Annotated in this window: 13 protein-coding genes and 1 tRNA gene; 8 read left to right on the top strand and 6 right to left on the bottom strand. The window is 48.9% G+C overall.

The window, feature by feature from the left end:
- Positions 1 to 12: 12 nt before the first annotated feature.
- Together E2B99_RS04035 and E2B99_RS04030 are read right to left on the bottom strand one after the other, a co-directional pair.
- Complete coding sequence (locus tag E2B99_RS04035) at positions 13 to 753, bottom strand: hypothetical protein (RefSeq protein WP_134243697.1); 741 nt, start codon at positions 751 to 753, stop codon at positions 13 to 15.
- Positions 754 to 952: 199 nt separating this feature from the next.
- The gene (locus tag E2B99_RS04030; RefSeq protein ID WP_134243696.1) at positions 953 to 1,621 is read right to left on the bottom strand and encodes an HAD family hydrolase; all 669 of its coding nucleotides are present in this window, start codon (positions 1,619 to 1,621) and stop codon (positions 953 to 955) included.
- A gap of 187 nt (positions 1,622 to 1,808) precedes the next feature.
- Here E2B99_RS04030 and E2B99_RS04025 point away from each other — a divergent pair, with 187 nt between their 5' ends.
- Complete coding sequence (locus E2B99_RS04025; RefSeq protein WP_134243695.1) at positions 1,809 to 2,315, top strand: RNA pyrophosphohydrolase; 507 nt, start codon at positions 1,809 to 1,811, stop codon at positions 2,313 to 2,315.
- Positions 2,316 to 2,426: 111 nt separating this feature from the next.
- Positions 2,427 to 4,724, top strand: a complete 2,298-nt coding sequence (gene ptsP / locus E2B99_RS04020; protein WP_134243694.1) for a phosphoenolpyruvate--protein phosphotransferase — start codon at positions 2,427 to 2,429, stop codon at positions 4,722 to 4,724.
- Positions 4,725 to 4,774: 50 nt separating this feature from the next.
- Here the strand turns inward: ptsP and E2B99_RS04015 are convergent, their stop codons facing one another.
- The 3 genes from E2B99_RS04015 to E2B99_RS04005 are packed head-to-tail and all read right to left on the bottom strand — an operon-like array spanning position 4,775 to position 7,123.
- Positions 4,775 to 5,431 (bottom strand): HAD-IA family hydrolase, encoded by a 657-nt coding sequence (locus E2B99_RS04015; protein ID WP_134243693.1) that lies wholly within the window; start codon positions 5,429 to 5,431, stop codon positions 4,775 to 4,777.
- A gap of 37 nt (positions 5,432 to 5,468) precedes the next feature.
- Entirely contained in the window at positions 5,469 to 6,137 is a 669-nt protein-coding gene (locus E2B99_RS04010) for an HAD family hydrolase (RefSeq protein WP_134243692.1), read from the bottom strand.
- A gap of 59 nt (positions 6,138 to 6,196) precedes the next feature.
- Positions 6,197 to 7,123, bottom strand: coding sequence for an RluA family pseudouridine synthase (locus tag E2B99_RS04005; protein ID WP_134243691.1), 927 nt, complete (start codon positions 7,121 to 7,123; stop codon positions 6,197 to 6,199).
- A gap of 850 nt (positions 7,124 to 7,973) precedes the next feature.
- Here E2B99_RS04005 and E2B99_RS04000 point away from each other — a divergent pair.
- The 6 genes from E2B99_RS04000 to E2B99_RS03975 all read left to right on the top strand — a co-directional run bounded on the left by E2B99_RS04000 (position 7,974) and on the right by E2B99_RS03975 (position 15,761).
- On the top strand, positions 7,974 to 11,426 hold the full coding sequence (locus tag E2B99_RS04000; protein ID WP_134243690.1) for an Rne/Rng family ribonuclease: 3,453 nt from the start codon (positions 7,974 to 7,976) through the stop codon (positions 11,424 to 11,426).
- Between the two features lie 12 nt (positions 11,427 to 11,438).
- Positions 11,439 to 12,218, top strand: a complete 780-nt coding sequence (locus tag E2B99_RS03995; RefSeq protein ID WP_134243689.1) for a MerR family transcriptional regulator — start codon at positions 11,439 to 11,441, stop codon at positions 12,216 to 12,218.
- Between the two features lie 146 nt (positions 12,219 to 12,364).
- The gene (locus E2B99_RS03990) at positions 12,365 to 14,206 is read left to right on the top strand and encodes a long-chain-acyl-CoA synthetase (RefSeq protein WP_134243688.1); all 1,842 of its coding nucleotides are present in this window, start codon (positions 12,365 to 12,367) and stop codon (positions 14,204 to 14,206) included.
- A gap of 148 nt (positions 14,207 to 14,354) precedes the next feature.
- Positions 14,355 to 14,430 (top strand) — tRNA-Lys (locus E2B99_RS03985).
- Positions 14,431 to 14,635: 205 nt separating this feature from the next.
- Entirely contained in the window at positions 14,636 to 15,361 is a 726-nt protein-coding gene (locus E2B99_RS03980; protein WP_134243687.1) for a hypothetical protein, read from the top strand.
- Between the two features lie 97 nt (positions 15,362 to 15,458).
- Entirely contained in the window at positions 15,459 to 15,761 is a 303-nt protein-coding gene (locus E2B99_RS03975) for a helix-turn-helix domain-containing protein (protein WP_134243686.1), read from the top strand.
- An 82-nt stretch (positions 15,762 to 15,843) separates the two neighbouring features.
- On the opposite strand, the gene E2B99_RS03970 is transcribed toward E2B99_RS03975, so the two are convergent.
- Positions 15,844 to 16,983, bottom strand: a complete 1,140-nt coding sequence (locus E2B99_RS03970; RefSeq protein WP_134243685.1) for an aldo/keto reductase — start codon at positions 16,981 to 16,983, stop codon at positions 15,844 to 15,846.
- Positions 16,984 to 17,390: the final 407 nt, after the last annotated feature.

Raw genomic sequence — 17,390 nt, 5'->3', positions numbered from 1 at the left:
CTTATTCTATACTTAATCACCACCGCAGCTACTGCATGAGCTGCAACCATCACTACTGGATGAATCAGACTGGTTTTTGAGATACTGCCGATACTGCTGCTGCATGCTTTCTACCGTATAAATCTGTCCATCCGGCCAGTTGAGCGCACTATCGATGGCAAACAGCCGGGGCAGCATGGTGGTTGTGCGTGGATCTAACCCATTTAACATACAGCTATAGCGCCATGCTTCGCACAATTGCTGTAGCTGCTCATTCTGGTTATTTTGACTGTTGCTATCATAAGGCCGATGGTTCAACACACGTCCTATCGCTTGACGGCATAACTGCTGGTACGGCACCGGAAACTCCAGCATGACATGCCATAGCGCATCCACGGCATGGGAAGGCATGGCATAGGGATTACGGCTCATGCCATGCAAACTCAGGTAATCTTTAAAGCCTTGTTCAATCAAGCGTCGCTCACGCAAGCCCACATCCGGATAAAGCTGGCCAAAGCGCTGCCAGAATAGGGGATCTAGTCGTATGGTAGCAATCCGGGCAAGGCAGCGCTGGCGGCGAATTGATTCTGCGTACAGGTTAGCACTGGCCATAAAAAACATAAATGGAATTAAAAACCAGCCAGTCCAGAAAGCATCGCACACCAGATAAGCCAGCAGCATGCAGACTAAAGGAATGAGTACCCAGTAAAATGGCATGACGGGGACTTCACGTTTTAGTTTTAATAAGTTAATTTCTCGTTGTTGTTCCAGCATAAAAAATGCTTCACTCCCTGATTGTTGTTTTAGCTTATTATTTTCAGTTATTGCTTAACGGCTCTTATTATTATTGGCGCTGTTGCAGGTTGTTATTAACCAGTATTTTTATTTTATGCACTCATTTTAATGGCTAAAGATGACCATTTTGTGACAAGTGCATAAAGCTTTAAAATAAAGGTAGCTTACCAATATCCGTTCAGGCAGTTAGTGCAATCGACCAGTCTTCCACTGGCCACGCATGCGCCAGCGCGTGTGCGTGCAAACGGGCATCCGGATTGACAGCCACTGGATGATCCACAAACTCCAGCAAAAATCGGTCATTAAACGAATCAGAATAGCCCCAGCTTTCTTCAATGTCTGCACCACGCTCAGCCAGCCATTGCTTAAGGTGATGCAGTTTGCCCGCCTGAAAACACGGCTCACCCTGCAAACGTCCTGTATAGCGGTTATCACAGATTTCAGGCTGGCTTGCAATCAGGTCAATCACGCCAAAAGCATCTGCAATGGGACGGGTCACAAAGCTATTGGTGGCAGTAATGATTACAATCTGATGGCCAGCCTGCTGATGTCGTGAAATGGCTTCCATTCCCTTGGGCCGCATGGCAGGCAAAATCACCTGCTGCATAAATTCAGCATGAATGGTTTTTAAATAGTCCATGTCATGGCGGCTTAAGAATTCAAAGACAAACTCATTATAAGCCACTGCATCCAGCGTACCAGCCTGATAATCCTGATAAAACTGATCATTACGGGCACGGTGCTGGGCTTCATCCACCAGTTGCTTATGAATCAGAAATTCGCCCCATGCATGATCCGAATCAATGTTCAGCAATGTATGATCCAGATCAAATAACGCCAGCTTCATCCCCCAACCCCTACTTTTGATAATTTGCTCACAAAAAAATGTAAATCTCTCACCGCTATAGGCCAGAAATTCGGTAAGATCATAGCAAATTTCATTGCTTATTCTTTGATTTCTCATGTGATGATTTGTGTGAAGGCCAAATCCCAACAATCAAGGAAATGCATTTAACAAAATTAAGGTACGCCAAATGATCGACTCCGAAGGTTTCCGACCCAATGTCGGGATCATATTGGCAAACGAAGATGGACAGGTGTTGTGGGCCAAGCGAATTGGCCACAATGCATGGCAGTTCCCTCAGGGTGGCATTCAGTTTGGTGAAACCCCCGAACAGGCCGTTTATCGTGAGCTTTGGGAAGAAGTCGGACTACTTCCCGATCATGTCCAAATACTGGCGCAAACCCGGGGTTGGTTGCGCTATCGTTTGCCACATCGCTATGTCCGGCAGGATAGTAATCCTGTCTGTATTGGCCAAAAACAAAAGTGGTTTTTGTTGCAGCTTAAGGCCCCGCAGCAACTGATCCGGCTGGATGCCTGCGCCCCGGCAGAATTTGACCAGTGGACATGGGTGAGTTACTGGTATCCGCTCACACAGGTGGTGGCTTTCAAGCGTGATGTCTATCGCAAGGCCATGATTGAACTGTGCCGTCGCCTGCCGGGAAAAGCGCTTAATCCATTGAGAAGCAAGGAGCTTTAAATTAGCTCCTGCTTGTTAAAACAGGCAACCTTTAAATCTGTTTAATCATTCACATTGTTTATCATTAAGATATAGTACTAACAAGCCAGTGCACAAATATGGAGAATAAGCATGTCGGCAATGCAGCTGGAAACATTAAGACGTATCGTCCAGGAGGTCGATGCGGCTGCCAGCCTGCATGAAGCACTGGAAGTGATGGTGGAACAGGTTGCTGAGGCCATGGGTTCGGAAGTCTGCTCGGTGTACCTGCTGGATGAGCGCAATCAGCGTTACGTGCTGATGGCGTCCAAGGGCCTGAATATTGAATCGGTAGGCGTGGTGTCACTGGCAACCGGTGAGGGCCTGGTGGGTCTGGTCGGCCAGCGCGAAGAAATTGTCAACCTTGAAGATGCTGCCAGCCATCCCCGCTTTTATTACTTACCGGAAACCGGCGAAGACCTGTACAAGTCATTTTTGGGCGTGCCTATCATGTATCGCCGCAAGGTGATGGGTGTGATGGTGGTGCAAAACCGTGAGCGCCGTGCTTATAGCGAAGCTGCCGAGTCGTTTTTGGTGACACTATGCGCCCAGTTATCTGGTGCCATTGCGCATGCGCATGCCGTGGGTCAGGTTGATGTTTTCCGTAAGCCCAGTCTGGCCAAGTCCTCAAAAATGTTTCAGGGCGTGCCCGGTGCGGGCGGCGTTGCCATTGGTCGTGCCGTGGTATTTTATCCTCCTGCGGATCTTGATGCTGTGCCAGATCGTCAGGCTGAGGACATTACCGAAGAACTGGAGCTGGTAAAACAGGCAATTATTGCTGTACGGCAGGATATTCGCGAGCTGGATGCCAAAATGCAGGAATCGCTGATGGCAGAAGAGCGGGCCTTGTTCAGCGTGTATTTGCGCATGCTGGATGACAATGCCCTGCCCGCAGAAATCAATGCGCTGATTCGTGGCGGTAACTGGGCGCAAGGTGCAGTGCGCAAGGTGATTGAAAGCCATACCGCACATTTTGCCCAAATGGAAGATGAATACCTGCGTGAACGGGTGTCTGACATTCGCGATCTGGGCCGCCGCATTCTGGCACGCCTGCAAACTGCCGATGATCAGCACCGCGAATTTAACGAAGACAGCATTTTGATTGGCGAGGAAATTACCACGGCAGCACTGGTGGAAATGCCGCTTAATCATATTGCTGCCATTGTAACCACAGAAGGGGCTGCCAACTCACATATGGTGATTGTCGCCCGTGCGCTGGGTATTCCGACGGTGGTGGGCGTAACCGAGTTACCCGTTACTGCACTGGATGATGCCGAGATGATTGTCGATGCACATCAGGGCCGCATTTTTGTGCATCCGATCCGTCGCCTGCGCCAGCGTTACAAGGAAATTCAAAAAGAAGAACAACAGGCCGCCAAAGATTTAAAAAGCTATGAAAACCGCGAAACCATTACACCCGATGGCCATCCGGTAACCCTATATGTCAATACCGGCCTGATGATTGATGTGGTGCGCGGCGTGCAGCGTGGGGCGCAAGGTGTTGGCCTGTACCGCAGTGAAATTCCGTTTATGCTGCGCGAGCGTTTTCCCGGTGAAGAAGAACAGCGCATTATTTATCGCCAGCAGCTCAGCCATTTTGCCAATAAACCGGTGGTGATGCGCACGCTGGATATTGGTGCGGACAAAGACCTGCCCTATTTTAGTATTAAAGAAGAAAACTCGGCGCTGGGCTGGCGTGGCATTCGCTTTACCCTGGATCACCCGGAGATTTTTTCCTCACAGATTCGGGCCATGCTAAAAGCCAGTATTGGCCTGAATAATCTGCATATTTTGCTGCCCATGGTCACCAGTGTGACTGAAGTGGAAGAAGCGCTGTACCTGCTATACCGCTCGCTGGCTGAAGTACAGGAAGAAGAACAGGTTAAAATTGCCATGCCCAAGGTGGGTGTGATGATTGAAGTGCCGAGTATCCTGCTGCAAATGCGTGATCTGGCAGAACTGGTGGACTTTTTCTCGGTAGGTTCTAACGATCTCACCCAGTATTTACTGGCGGTTGACCGCAATAATCCACGCGTGGCCGGGCTGTACTCCAGCTATCATCCGGCCGTGTTACGGGCACTGAATTTTCTGGTACGTGAAGCCCATCACTTAAACAAGCCAATTAGTATTTGTGGTGAAATGGCCGGTGAACCCACGACTGCCATTTTGATGATGGCCATGGGCTTTAATGTGCTATCGATGAGCTCAAGCAATATTTTGCGGATTCGCAAGACCTTAAGCCATGTGCCGCTTGCCGATGCCAAGAGTTTATTGCACGAAGTGCTTAAGATGGATAGCGCGCCCGTGATTAAAAGCTGGCTGGAGCATTACCTGATTAAACAGGGTCTGGGCGACATGGTGAAATCCAATCTGGCCTTACCGAATGGCTAATGCGTTTTTAATTAAGATGCTTTGATAAAAAGTTAAATGAAACCCAAACCTTAAGGCATTAATACCTGCGCCAGCTCAGCCACTGAATGCACAATTGCCAGTGGCTGATAGGTAGCCAGCTCAGCTTCGGAATGCACGCCGTAGCTGACGCCAATGCGTGGCATACCAATACTTTGTGCCATTTGCATATCGTAGGTGGTATCCCCCACCATCACTGCTCGCTCAAGCGGAATGCCTGTTTCTTGCAGCAATTGCTCCAGCATCAGCGGATGCGGCTTGGAACGGGCTTCATTGGCGCACCGCGTGGCAATAAAACGGTGGTGGCTTTGGGTTTGTGCCAAGACCCGATCCAGCCCAATGCGATTTTTTCCGGTGGCCACTGCCAGCAAAATCCCATGTTGCTCGAGCTGGGTTAATAGCTCATCTACACCACCAAACCAGCGTTGCGTGCTGGAGTTGGCTACATAATGCCGTGAATATTCAGCCTGAATATGCGGGTGTAATGCTTCATGTTCCGGGAACAGGGTTTGCATGACTTCCGGAAGCCCCAAACCAATAATATTCCGGGCTGCATCGGCAGTCAGGTCAATCTGGTATTGCTGCGCCGCCCATTGCAGGCTTTGCACAATTTGCGAGACCGAATCGAACAGCGTGCCATCCCAGTCGAAAATAACCAGTTCAAAAGGTAATTGGGATAAAGCCGTCATTAATGTTCCAGAACAATATTTAAAGGACTACTTGTGATTAGTGGCCCAGCAGAAACTGGCTAAGCTCATCCACTGATTCTGCAATGGCCAGTGGTTGCCAGGGTTCCAGCCGCTTGAGGCAGTATTCTTCATGATCACGGGTCACATACGCTGTGCCCAGCATGGAAATCCGTGCCAGTGTGGCCATTTCCATGTCCATGGCAGAATCGCCTATCATCAGTGCGCGGTTGGGTACACATTCTGCCAGCGCCAAAATGGCATGAATTATGGCTGGATTGGGCTTGACCGGCCCCTGATCAGAACCCACAACAGAAAAAAAATAATGGTCAATGTTTAGTGTACGCATTTCTGCCAGCACTTCAGCCTGGGCTCGGCCCGCAACCACTGCCATTTTCTGGCCTGAGGACCACAACTGTTCCAGTAATTCTGCAATGCCTGCATAGAGCGTGGCCGGCTTGCGAAAAGTAGTAAAGCCTTCAAGATTCAGTAGCATTTTTAAGTCATTGACTTGCACGGCATGGTCAGCGGTAATGATCTGATCCAGTACCGGCACCATGCCACTTTCCTTTAAGGCTTCGCCCTGTGTACTTTCCGGCTGTTCTTTTTTAGCATCCAGAAACAGGTCGATAATGGGCGAGACCGAATCAAACAGCGTGCCATCCCAGTCAAAAATAATTAAGTCAAATGAACCAAATGAAGTAATCAAATTTTCTGTAGCTCCATTTTGACTAAAGTCTAATTCTTCCCGACTATGCCGACCTAAACCTAAAAACGCAACTGCTGGATCAAATTTTTTATATCTGCTGGTAACTCTGCCTTAATAATTGAATAACCTGGAATTTCAAGCTGGGCAGCATGCAGACACAGGCGGCGCACCGGTGTACCCTGCCATAAGACATCATGGCCATATTTGTCATCGCCCACCAGCGGATGGCCAATAAACAGCCCATGCACCCGGATTTGATGGGTGCGTCCGGTTAATGGACTGGCATTCACCAGCGTGGCCTGCTTAAAGCGTTCTGCCACCTGCCACAGGGTTTGGCTGGGCTTACCTTCTTTAGACACCCGTACCCGGCGCTCACCATTGGCCAGCTCATAGCGTAGCAATGGTGCATCAATCATCTGACTGTCCAGCAACACATTACCCTTCACCAGTGCCTGATAAGTTTTGCGAATTTTTCCAGTGCGCAGGTAATCCTGTAATAGCTTTAAGGTACTGCGTTTTTTACTGATCATCAGCAGGCCGGAAGTATCCCGGTCAATGCGGTGTACCAGTTCCAGATACGGTTTGCCCAGTGCCTGCCGCAACGCCTCAATCACCCCAAAGGCCACGCCACTGCCGCCATGCACCGCAATTCCGGCCGGCTTGTCCAGTACAATCAGTCCTTCATCCTCAAATATAATCCGGTTTGCCAGACTTTGCGCCAGCTCATCGCCCACCTTGACCTGAACCTGCTCATCAGCAGTTACCCGGCGAATGGGCGCCACCCGGATCTGGTCTCCGGTTTTCAGGCGGGTTTCAGCCTTTACACGACCCTTATTCACCCGCACTTCACCCTCACGAATCAAGCGATAAATACGGCTTTTGGGCACACCCTTTAAACGGCTAAACAAATAATTATCAATGCGCTGGCCATCCTGGTGCTCATCAACCTCAAACCAACTTACCTGCTGCCAGCTTTGTTCAGCCATACCTAACCTGTATTTATAAAAAAAATGTGAATTCACGGCCTGTCTTGCAACAGTTGGATTGCCTTTAAAAAAAGCTCAACCTGCTTGCTGCTGCAAGGCACATATTTAGCCATGCGGGCCTGTGAGAAAAAATAACAAACAAGCCTGAAAAAATCCTGACTTCCCGTATGCTTAAACGAAAAGGTCTGATATAGTCAGCGCACGGTGGTGTTTGCCCATTGCTTTACCGGTTCAGTTGTGCCAATTGCACCCTGATTGTAAATGCCAAATGGTTATCCCTAGATAATGCGCAGCACGACCTTAAGGAATACATCCTCGCCGAGGGTTAAGTATATCGGCAAATCTTGTCAGCCTGTATGGGTTTTATCAAATACAAACCAATCTGGCTGACAAGTTTAAATGAACCCTGCCTTTATGCAGGTTTAAATGAAAACTGATGCACACATAACAGGTCGCAATCCGCTGTTTTTGGTGTTTTAAAATCAGAAGACAAAACAGTTTACCGTGTCATGCAAACTGCCTTGCGCCATATTACGTGATCCGTAGTTGCGGCAGACACCATAGTGAACATGGTGATGCAGTCTTAAGGAATGACTTGATTTGGTTACGGTAAGCGCTTTGCGATTTTAGCCAAACTACAGGTAGCGCCAATCCATTTGATTGGACGAGGCACCGCTATCCGGTGTTAAAGCAAGACTTTGACCTTTAATTAAAAGGAATTAGTCCCTATTGGTCAATGCGGTTTGTCCCGTTGACACCCAATAGCCGATAGGTACTAAAAAGCTCGCCGTTCGCGCGATTATATGGCGAACCGATCTGTGTGTGTGTGTCACTATTAGGTGTCACACCCATGAAACGTATGCTGATCAATGCAACGCATGCTGAAGAAATTCGCGTTGCACTCATCACTGGTAATCGTCTATACGATTTTGACCTTGAAAACCGCACCCGCGAACAAAAGAAATCCAACATCTATAAGGGTCATGTCACCCGCGTAGAGCCTTCCCTGGAAGCCGTGTTTGTTGAATATGGCGCAAACCGTCAGGGCTTTTTGTCCATGCGCGAGATTGCCAACAGCTATCTGCAGGCCGATGCCCGCTCTACCCACAATATTCGTGACCTGATTAGTGAGGGCACTGAGTTACTGGTTCAGGTTGAAAAAGAAGAACGCGGCAACAAGGGTGCTGCCCTGTCTACCTTTATTTCACTGGCTGGCCGCTATCTGGTATTAATGCCCAATAACCCCAAAGGGGGTGGTATCAGCCGCCAGATCGCCGGTTCTGTGCGTGAAGAAATGAAGGAAATTCTGGCTACCCTGAATATTCCGCGTGGCATGAGTGTGATTGTACGCACTGCCGGAATTGGCCGCACACCGGAAGAGCTACAGCTTGACCTGCAACACCTGCTCACCCTGTGGCAACAAATCCAGAATACTGCCAGCAATAGTCCATCACCTGTTCTGGTGCATCAGGAAGCTGGTGTGGTCACCCGTGCCGTGCGTGATTACCTGCGTGATGATATCAGCGAAATCCTGATTGACAATGAACAGGCCTTCAATGAAGCCTATCATTTTGTACAGCAGGTGATGCCGCACCAGATCGACAAGCTGAAAAAATATACCGCCAGCGAACCATTGTTTGCCCGTTTTGGCATTGAAAGCCAGATTGAAACGGCTTATCAGCGTGAAGTTAAACTGCCTTCCGGTGGTTCGATTGTGATTGACCAGACCGAAGCGCTGGTATCCATTGACATCAACTCGGCCAAAGCCACCCGCGGCCATGATGTTGAAGACACTGCCCTTAATACCAATATTGAAGCCGCTGAAGAAATTGCCCGCCAGTTACGCCTGCGTGATATTGGTGGCCTGATTGTCATTGACTTCATTGACATGACCAAAGACCGCAACCAGCGTCTGGTAGAAAACAAGCTGCGTGAAGCCACTCAAAGCGACCGCGCGCGCATTCAGTTTGGCCAGTTATCACGGTTTGGCCTGATGGAAATGAGCCGCCAGCGCTTGCGTCCGTCGCTGGAAGAAGCCACAGGTTATGTGTGCCCGCGCTGTCATGGCACAGGCATGGTGCGTGACTTGCGTTCGCTGTCCTTGTCAATTATGCGCTCGATTGAGGAAATTGCCCTGCGTGAACGTCAGGGTGAAGTGCAAATTGAAGTACCGGTTGAAATTGCAGCGTTCCTGCTCAATGAAAAACGCAATGCCATTGTGTATCTGGAACAAAACAGTCAGGTACGCATTACCGTATTGCCACACCCGCATCTGGAAACGCCGCACTACCATATCCAGTACAACCGTGATGGTTTTGGCCCGGCCAGCTATGAGCGCACCGAAGCCACCCGCGCCAGCGAATCAGAACTGGGCTATGAAGCCACAGACTGGCAACAGCAACCTGCGGCCATTGAACCTGCCGTGGTTACTGAAAAACCCCGCCATGCAGAGCCTACCGCAAAAGCACCAACCAGTCAGCCTGCTCCAGCCGCCAAGGCAGACAACCGTGCCTGTGCCTGGCTGGAAAACCTGTTTGTTACCAAGCAGGCCAAAACTCAGGATGCGGTAAGTGCCAAAGATGCAGCCTCGGCCATTGAACAACTGGTCAATGAAGGTGCAGTCAGCAAGGGTGTTTATGGCAGCCTGAACAAGGTGGCACCGGCTAAAGAAGAAAAACCCGAAGTAGTAAATGTATACAGCAAGGGTGCTGTAGGACAGGACACCAGTACAGCGGCAAGCCATGCGGTCAGTAATGACAATAATGGTCGTGGTAACACAGGCAATGGTCGCCAGCGCAACAATAACCGCAAGCGCGATCAGCAGCGTGAACGTGAGCATAGTCCTCGTGAACGCGAGGTAGTTGAAAGCGTAGACGTTGCTCAAATCGCTGAAGACAACAACGCAGCTCCACAAGCACGTGGCCGTGGTCGTCGCCAGCAGCCCAATCAGGACAGACAGGAGCGCACAGAGCGTCAGGACCGTCCGGAAAGAACCGATAGCCAAGAAGCGGCTGTTCCACGTCGTGACCGTCAGGCCAGCAACCGTCCTGGCCGTGGCCCGCGTCACCGTGATCAAAGCGTACTGACCGACGCTGTTGAGCAGCCTGTAACCAGTGTGGTTGAAACCCGTAGCGTGCATGCTGCACACACTGAAACTGTAACGCAGCCTGCAACTGAGGCAAATCATGCTGACCAAGCGCCACGTTTGCTGGCAGTTGAGCATGAAACTCAGGTACAGATGGTAGAAGCACTGGTCATCAATGTGGATTCTCACCAGTCCAGCCTGATTAGTCTCGATCAGCCTGAGCCGGTAGTGAATGAAGCCGCGCCCAATCATGCCGTTGATGTTGGTGAAGATCCTGCCAGTAACCTGCCAGGCGCAGATGCTGTCACCACAGCCGAACCTCAGCGCGCGTTAAATGACCCGCGTGAGCGTCGTCGTCGTCGTGAATTGGGCCTGGAAGAGCCAGCGCTGCAATTTGCAGTTGACCCAGCCTTAATCACCGCTCAGGTAGACGAAGTGGCCAGTAGCAGTGCACAGCAGCTTCAGTCACTGCCGGTACAGGGCACTACGGGTGAATTTATCCGTGCTGTGCTGGGTGATGCCGCTCAGGCTTTGCTGGAAGATGGCAATGTGATTGCTGCATTCCTGCAAGCCCTGCAACAGCGTCATCAAGTGGCTAGCCCGGTAGAACAGCCAGCGCCAGTCCAGCAGCCTACTGCACCTGTAGAACCACAGGAGCCAGTAGAGTTGTTACCGACAACGCCTCCTGCACCCAAGCAGCGTGCAGCCAATGACCCGCGCATGCGGCGCAGAATGGCGGCTGAAGCAGCACAGGCTGGTACTGTAGTGCCTGAAACCAGCTCGATAAACGAGTCACAGGCTACCGCTGATGAGCAAGCTGCCGCTGAACAATCAGGAGCGACTGAAACACCAGTAGTTGAGCCTGTTGATGGCAGCACTGCTGAAACCCAGCCTGAGCAGGTAACTCACGATAACCCGTCAGTTGAAGTAATCCAGGCCAATCCGGTGGTGACCACCGAGGTGAATGCATCGGCTGAGCAAGACCAGCAGGCTGTACTACCTGTGGGTGAATCCGAAGCCAATCTGCAAGCCGTGGTTGCAGCCAATGCTGAAACTGCCACGCCATCCGATGACACATCAACTGACCCGTCTCACCAATTGGCAGCTGATGAACAGTCGGACAGTGCTGACGCTGACTCCAAGGCTGACAAGGAAAAACCAGCCCGACCACGTCGTCCACGGGGGCGTCCACCGAAAAAGCAGGGTGCTTCTTCGTAAGCATGCACCGTCATGGGCAAACACTTCCCGGACAGTGATACGCCAGCCAGTTCTGAGTACACCATTACTCAACTGGCTGAGCTAACCCTTGCCAGCATCCGCAATATCCGCGCCTATCAGGAAAAAGGCATCTTGCCTGCGCCAGTTAAGCGCGGACGCATTGCCATCTACGGCGAAGATCATCTGATTCGCCTGCGCATGATCCAGCAACTCCTGAACCGTGGCTATTCGATTGCCAATATCAGCGAAATCCTGCATGCCCATGAACAGGGCCATAATTTAAACCAGCTAATTGGCCTGAATACCGCCGTTGCCAACATCTGGACTGAAGAACAACCAGTGTATTTAACCCTTGATGCGCTGTCCAGCCGTTTTAGTACGGCACCCACCTCGCAGGACATCCAGTATGCATTTGAAGTGGGTGTGCTTGAGCCAGCGCCAGATGGTTTGGTTAAAATCAGCCATGCGGGTCTGCTGCAACTGGCCACCACCCTGATTGACTATCAATTCAGCTTTCGCCAGCTTTTAGATATTGTGGTAAACCTGCGCAAGAATCTGGACACTGCCGCCATTTCTGTTGCAGAAATTGGCCTGTCTATTGTTTTCCCCCAAGTACCTTCTGCGCCACCGCTTGAGCTGAATCAGGCCACTACGCTGGTTGATCAGCTGCGCCCACTCTTTGCAGCCACAGTGGCCATTGAACTGAATAATGCCCTGTCACGTGCCCTAAAACAGCAAATGACCCAGTACATGGTGAGCCATGTGCTAAAACAGTCTGATAATTCGTCGTAATGGGCTCTTGACCCGCGCCAGATTTAACGGATAATCGGGCATATTTTTGTTACCCATGTACGATTTGCTGGCCTGTTGTGGCAACCCGGCAACAAGCGCTGCCAATTTAAAACCCTGTACCGACTTAAAATAAAGGATCGCTATCCATGAGCCAGTCTAATCAGAAAGATGTTATTACCTTAAGCGAAGTGGCAAAGCGGGTCCCGCGTTTACTCAAAAAACTGCCTCATGTGCTGAATGGCCTGATCCTGGCCAATGATACCCGGGCCAGCAAACCAATGGGTCTGGGCTGGGCATTTGAAAAAACCGTTCGGCAAAACCCGTATGGCAAAGCCATTTTATATAAAGAAACTGAGCTGAATTATGTGCAGTTCAATGAATGGATTAACCAGATTTCGCATTTCTTTTTGTCCAAGGGTCTGCAAAAAGGCGATGTGGTTGCCGTGTTCGTTGAAAACCGCCCCGAACTGCTGGCCACAGTGGTTGCACTGGCCAAAATTGGTGTGACTGCCGCGCTGGTCAACACGGCGCAAACAGGCAAAGTACTGTGCCACAGTATTAATCTGGTACAGCCCCGCGCGATTGTGGTCGGTGCAGAAGTGCAGTCTTCCCTGCATGAAGTGCTGGAAAATCTGGATGTGAACAAGCAGGAAGTGTACTGGTTTGCAGATCAGGATACCTTAAAAGACGCTGGCACTGCACCCGCAGGCTACCAGAATCTGGCCAGTATTATCCAGCAATACCCCAGCTTTAACCCGCCAACCACCAATAGCGTGTATTTTGCCGACGGCCTGTTCTATATTTATACCTCAGGCACGACTGGCCTGCCAAAAGCAGTGATTTTCACCCACGGTCGCTGGATGCGTGCTTACGGGACGTATGGCCATATCATGGATTTAAACCAGCACGACGTCATGTATGTGACCCTGCCGTTTTATCATGCAACGGCCATGGTGGTGTGCTGGGCAGCGGTACTGGCCGGTGGTTCGGCGCTGGCCATTCGACGCAAGTTTTCTGCCCGTGAATTCTGGGCAGATGTGCAGCGCTTTGATGCTTCAGCCATTGGTTATGTGGGTGAGCTGTGTCGTTATCTGCTGGAAACCCCAGCCACCTCTATGGATAAAGACCACCGTGTGACCAAAATGATTGGCAACGGTATGCGTCCCACCATTTGGAACAAATTCAAGCAGCGCTTTGGTGTAGAGGAAGTGATGGAGCTGTATGCCTCCAGTGAAGGCAACGTGGGCTTTAGCAATATTTTCAACTTTGACAATACGGTTGGCTTCTCTCCTACCCCTTATGCCATTGTTCAATTTGACAAGGAAAAGAACCAACCCATTAAGGACAGCAAAGGCCGGTTTATCAAGGTTAAAACTGGCGAAACCGGTCTGCTGATTGGCAAGATTACCAAACGTGCACCGTTTGATGGCTACACTGACCCAGAAAAAAACAAATCCGTGGTGTTTGAAAATGTCTTTAAAAAAGGCGATCGCTATTTTAATACGGGTGATCTGGTACGGGATATTGGCTACCGTCATGCCCAGTTTGTTGACCGCCTGGGCGATACCTTCCGCTGGAAAGGTGAAAACGTGTCTACCACTGAAGTTGAAAATCTGGTGGCAGAGCATCCAAAAATCAGTGAAGCCGTGGTGTATGGCGTGGAAATTCCAAACACCAATGGCCGCGCTGGTATGTGTGCCATTACCCCGCATGAAGGTGATAGCATCACAGAAAGTGATTATGCCGAACTGCTCAGTTTCTTCCAGCAAAATATGCCTGCTTACGCAGTACCCGTGTTTCTGCGTATCCAGAAGCAAATGGAAACCACGGGAACCTTTAAATACCAGAAAAATACTTTAAAAACTCAGGCGTTTGATCCAAGCAAAACGGATGAAACCATCCTAGCGTGGTTGCCGGGTGAAAAGCAGTACTGTGTCGTAACACCTGATATTCATGCCAATATTCAGGCATCCAAGTATCGTTTTTAAGCCCAAATTGCCTAAAAACCCAGCAAACCGCCGTGTGTAATGCATTCGGCGGTTTTTTTATGACCAAACAATGAAATAAAGCCACATTGGCGCTTGCCATATTTCAATAAGCTGATAGAATGTGCGCCACAACGAAGCGTTGTGTTATGGGTCGTTAGCTCAGTCGGTAGAGCAGCGGACTTTTAATCCGTTGGTCCCGCGTTCGAGTCGCGGACGACCCACCATATACCCAAAACCATATGTGCCGCAAGGTATGATATGGTGATTAAAGGCTTAAACTTCACGGTTTAGGCCTTTTTTTATGGCTGATGATAAAACAACTAGGTTATATTTACTTATTAGGTATAGGCAGGCCAGCCGACAAGTAAGCAACCCCTAAAATATTATTTACCTGATATTTATTTTTAGGGGAGAGGCTGTAGGGGCATTATGAATAGTAAACAGCTTTTTGTACTTAATTATATTTTAGAACATGTAATATCAGAAAATGATGAACCAATTGACGAGGCTTATGTAAACTCACAAGGTTTAATGGTGTATGACGAAGCAGTAAAAGTTTTTGCTGATTATCTAAAAGAATACGGAAACATTGAAGGAATAGGTCAACTAAAATTAATGCAAGCGCATTTACATAGAACATTTATTTTTTATGGATTAGAAGCTTCTAAGGCAAAATTTGAAACTGAACAAATAGATGATTTATTCTCTAGCGGAATGATAACTAATAAAAGCCGAGCTGTAGGACAACAAAAAAAAGACCTAGAAAAACTAATAAAATTTGTTCAGGAAATTCAAAAATTACTACATACAACTGAAGCTTGTGAATCTATTTTAATGCAGTTAACACGCGAGCGAAAGAGAACAATTGATCATTTAGATTCATTGGGGATTATAGAATCTCTAGCTTTAACTAAATTACAAAAAATACAGCCGCAAGGGGGTAGAAATAAAAGCAGGGAAAGGCAAGCTCGTTTGAAAATGCTATCCACTCTTATGTATATAGCTAAGAACTGTAACGCACCATTTAAAGATGCCAATGCAGGGGTTTTTGTTGATGCTATTGCCACTATATACGAGATTTTAAAAATAGAAGTTAATACCTTTACAAGAGATTTTAAAGAAGCCAAACTAAACTTGAAAATTGCTGAAGAATAAACGACAAATACCAGCTTTTTAAATCATTCCGTATTTTTCTAATAAAAAATCTAAATCTAAATCTAAACTAGCTCCATACCCAACTGGAGCTATAGCAATGCAACCACTTCTTAAATTTCCAAAAACTGTTGATGTATCTAACCTAACTCAAGATGCGCAAAAACAGCATGTCCTAAAGTACTTGCAACAAAATCCAGCTACAGGCTTAAATCGTTTTGAAGCAGATGCGTTACTTAATGTCTGCCACCTTGCTGCACGGATTAAGACCTTGCGTAACGAGGGCTATTCAATCATTAGCGTGGCAGAAATTGCCCCTGATTTACATGGCAGGCGGCATAAAGGCATTGCCCGCTATTTTTGGCAGGCTTGCCAGCAGGATCAGATGGCTAAAGCGGCTTAAGCTATAAATCAACCAAAAAATAAAGAGGGACAATATTGCCCCTCTTTAACTCAATGCCAGTTGATCGCAAATTAGGTGCCGATCAATTGCCTTGACGGGATCGTGGTACAGGCGCATCAATCTCAATCAGCTTTTCAGACTTCAGTTCATCCCAAAAGCTTTGCGGAATTTCAACGCCCAGTGACTGTACATTGGCTTCCACCTGCGCGGCAGTACGTGCACCTGGAATAATGGCAGCCACTGCAGGATGGGCTTCAGCAAATTGCAATGACGCTGTGCGTAAATCAATGCCGTATTCATCCAGCACGCGCTGTACCCGTGCGCGTTTGCCCGGTGCCCACTCAGGAATGGTGCCGTCATACAAATAGCGCTCACGCCCGCCCAGATAGCCTGCCAGCAACGGTGAACCAATCACCGCAGAAGCGCCTTTCTCAGCAATTTTTGGCAGGGTTTCATGCAGTGCCCGACTGTGATCCAGTAAGGAATACTGGCAGGCCAGCAAGAAGATGTCCGGGTCTGCCACTTCCAGCGCTTTTAGTACGGGTTCAGGACTATTCACGCCAAAGCCCCATGCCTTGATAATGCCCTCCTCACGCATGCGGCTTAGCTCAGGCATGGCCCCTTTCACGGCTTCTTCAAAACGTTGCTCCCAAGGCATGCCTAAGTCTTTTTCATTATCTGGCGACAGATCATGGATATACACAATATCAATTTGCGAAACCCCCAAACGCTGCAAGCTGTCCTCAATGGAACGCCTGACCCCATTTGCCGAATAATCATAGCGATAGTCAAATGGCGCTGGGTCAGTCCACATGGTGTCCGGAATCTGATGGGTTGCGGTCAGGACGCGCCCAACCTTGGTCGATAGCGTGTAATGCTCAGCCTTTAAGGTATGCAGAGCATGGCCAAAGCGCCGCTCGCTTAAGCCCAGTCCATACCACGGTGATGTGTCAAAATAGCGGATGCCGGCATCAATGGCGGCCTGCAAGGTGTGCTGGGCTGCTTCATCAGAGGTTGGGGTAAAGCCATTGCCAATCGCCACACCGCCTAAGCCCAAACGGGTAATAGGGCGACAGCGTGTACTGGCTGAGCTATTTGCAGTGCTGTTCTTGCTTGTATTATTGCGCGGTATTTGTGCTGTACCATGCTGATAACCCTGCGTAGGCATCACGGTGCCGGGCTGTTTAAGGTTGGCATACTGGTCAGTATCAGAAATTGACATCGTTAGCTCCTAATTTTGCTGTTCGTTCGCTATGGGCATGCTCGAAGATTGCCATGCTAGTTTTTACTCATGAATCAGTATCACAAAAATGCAGGTGCAGGTTACCCTGCGAATTTTCGATGAATGCTTTAGGGCAAAGCATTAACCTAGCGTGCTTAACCGGCTTAATTAAGAGGTAATTTGTTAAGGAGTTAAATTGTTTTATTCAGCAATAGACTAGGGGAAAGTCAGTAGAATTATTCTTAGATTAGCATTTGAAGTGCAACACCATGTTCTTGGAGGGGGCGTTCAAAAATCTGTGTCAGCCAAATTACTAGATTTTAATTATATCGTCTAAACGCCCCTCGAAGTAAATAGATAATTGAGTGATAGTCTGTCCCCAGTTGGTGACAGGCATTGTCCATTTT

The organism is Alkanindiges illinoisensis, from assembly GCF_004377485.1.
Classification (GTDB): domain Bacteria; phylum Pseudomonadota; class Gammaproteobacteria; order Pseudomonadales; family Moraxellaceae; genus Alkanindiges; species Alkanindiges illinoisensis_A.
This window is presented reverse-complemented; position numbering and strand designations above follow the sequence as displayed.